Raw genomic sequence first — 2,558 nt, 5'->3', positions numbered from 1 at the left:
GCCGTCTTCCATGAACACAACCCAGTCGGTAATGTCGCGGGCTAGTTTCATCTCGTGAGGGACAATCACCATGGTGATGCCGTTACTTGCCAGGTCCGCGATGACTGAGAGGACTTCTTGGACGAGTTCCGGGTCGATGCTGAAGTAGGGTCGTCTAACAGCATTACTGCAGGCTTCATGGCAAGTGCCCTTGCGATGGCGACGCGCTGTTCATCGAAATATTGGATTCGCCAAAACTCCTTATGGAACCCGGGCTCCGTTTATCGCCGGCAGATGACTTCACGGTCCGCCGAGGCCTCACGAGGTGAGCTTAAGTTGCCAGCCAAGGCGCGGACCACAGGCCAGACGGTGTGCGGTCGGACCGGCGCAGGCGATGCAGGCAATCTGCGTGGCAGCGGAGGTTTGTGCACGATGGTCGAAGGGATCATTGTGGAATTCCTCAACTTGGTGTGCCACAGTGGAGGGTCGGATCGAGGCAATCATTGGTTGTATGAGCCGGGAAGTCCCCGCGCCGCAACGGCCGTGCAGTTCCGCAGGCACGGCCGTTGCTGCGGAGGCAGACTAGACGGTTACTGGTTGAACGCTGAGTGTTGAGAGGAAGAGGTCCAACACTTGGGGGACGTCGGCGCTGAAGATTACGTTCGCCGTGGGCCACTGCCCGGCGGTGCCGTGGATGGTGTCCTCGCCGATGTGGACGCGGCGGTCCACGATGGTCTGGCCCCGGCTGTCACCGGGTGCGAGCTGAACCTGGATTGGGCAGCTTTGGCTGTCCATGAGCTCGTTGGCGACGAGGGCGCATACGGCGCCGGCGTCACCAATGAGGCTGAAGGAGCGATCAGGCTCGCCGTCGGGTCCTGGGACGCGGAAGCCCAACAGGCCTCCGAGTACTTGTGCGACCTTGTTGTCGGATTCTGCCAGTGCGTGGACTGACTGTGCGTCGACGCCCACGGTGTTGAAGACGTCGAGGCCGTACATGGTCAGTGGCACGCCGCTGTTGATGACCATGTGTGCGGCTTCGGGGTCATGCCAGATGTTGAACTCGGCGACGGCAGTTGCGTTGCCAACGGACGCTGAACCACCCATGAAAAGGATGCGTTCAATCTTGTGGGCACATTCCGGGTAGGTGCGCAGCAGAAGGGCAATATTGGTGAGCGGTGCGAGCGCGACCAAGGTGACCGGTTCGCGCGCGTCGGTGAGGGTTTTTCGTATCAGCTCAACGGAGTGCACCGGAAGTGCCTTGCGGGCGGTGGTTGGAAGGTTGAGGTTTCCCAGTCCGTCTTCACCGTGTACATAAGCGGCGCTGCGGGCCTTTTCGATCATCGGGCGGGTTGCACCGCCGGCGACTGGAATGTCCGGGGCATCAACGACGTCGAGGATTTTTAGAGTGTTGTCAACGACACTGTCCAGGCCGACGTTGCCGGACACGCAGCTGATCGCCAGGACGTCGATGTCTGGGTTTTTGACGGCGAACATGATGGCCATGGCGTCGTCGATTCCTGTGTCGACGTCCATGATGATGGAGTGTTTCATGGATTTTCCTTCTTTCGGTGGTGGGGGTGGGGTAGGTCAGGCCGCGGTGGCGGCTGTGCGGGACACGGTGTTTTTGAGCAGGTCGTAGAACTTCGCCGCGTCGGTGTCCAGGGCAACGAACGCGTTGGGGGCCCGCCCGGTGATTCCCTTGAGATCTACGATGGTTCGCCCGTAGGTGTGGAAGCCGACGGTGTCTGCGTCGACGTTGAGATGTTGAAGATCGATGACGGTTGGATCGATGACGTACGCGACGCACAGCGCGTCATGGACGGCGGCCACTGACTGCGTGACGTTGCCCTTTATGTAGTAGTCGAGGATTTGGGCCGTGGCCATGGCGCCGGGGCTGCCCATCGCGGCCAGGTCCCGGCACTGGATGTCGGAGACGAGTGCCTTGCGGGTGGCGTCGAGGGTGACCAGGACCAAACGCTCAAATCCGGCGTTGAATACTACCTGTGCGGCTACCGGATCCTTGTAGATGTTGAACTCGGCCTGCGAAGTTTCGTTGCCGTGCGTGGTCGAGCCGCCCATGATGACGATTTCGTCAACCGCGTCCATGATTTCCGGTGCGAGAGTGACTGCGGCGGCGATGTTGGTTAACGGGGCGGTTGGAATCAGTGTGACCCTTTCCGTGGTGGCCCTCAGTGTTTCGATGAGCCATTCGACGGCGGTGGTGGCCTGTGCTGATGTCGTGGCTTCGGGCAGTGCCAGCTGCACCTGGTGGACCGGTGTGGCGGAGCTGGTGAAGCCTTCGGGAACGGGGAAGGGGTGGGGTGCAAACGGTTTTGCCAGCCCGCGGTACACGGGAACGTCGGCGCGGGCGATGTGGCTGAGCACTCTCAGTGTGTTGTCGGTGGTGTTTTCGACGGGGAGGTTCCCGGCAACGGTCGTGCAGCCCAGCAGCCGGATGTCCGGGTGCAGTGCGGCCATCATGATCGCGACCGCGTCGTCGTTGCCGGTGTCAACGTCGAGGATGACGTTCTTCATGGATTCTCCTTCATTGGTGCTGGAATTGGGCACGATGGTCCTAG

The 2,558-nt window shown here is 61.0% G+C and carries 2 protein-coding genes and 1 pseudogene; all 3 read right to left on the bottom strand.

Annotated elements, in window-relative coordinates; genetic code table 11:
- Positions 1-212 (bottom strand): annotated as a pseudogene (locus G6035_RS20375) (ectoine/hydroxyectoine ABC transporter ATP-binding protein EhuA); the annotation flags it as partial.
- A gap of 349 nt (positions 213-561) precedes the next feature.
- Positions 562-1,530 (bottom strand): nucleoside hydrolase, encoded by a 969-nt coding sequence (locus G6035_RS19380; RefSeq protein ID WP_176618735.1) that lies wholly within the window; start codon positions 1,528-1,530, stop codon positions 562-564.
- A 36-nt stretch (positions 1,531-1,566) separates the two neighbouring features.
- Positions 1,567-2,558, bottom strand: a 992-nt coding sequence (locus G6035_RS19375; RefSeq protein WP_218063383.1) for a nucleoside hydrolase, incomplete at its 5' end; no start/stop codon positions are given.

This window comes from Arthrobacter sp. SDTb3-6 (assembly GCF_013376095.1).
Lineage (GTDB): Bacteria > Actinomycetota > Actinomycetes > Actinomycetales > Micrococcaceae > Specibacter.
The sequence above is the reverse complement of the archived record's forward strand: the minus strand, read 5'-3'. Positions and strand labels throughout refer to the sequence as shown.

Excerpts from the sequence above, each read along its gene's own strand:
- G6035_RS19380 (WP_176618735.1), bottom strand. The coding sequence starts at position 1,530 with ATGAAACACTCCATCATCATGGACGTCGACACAGGAATCGACGACGCC.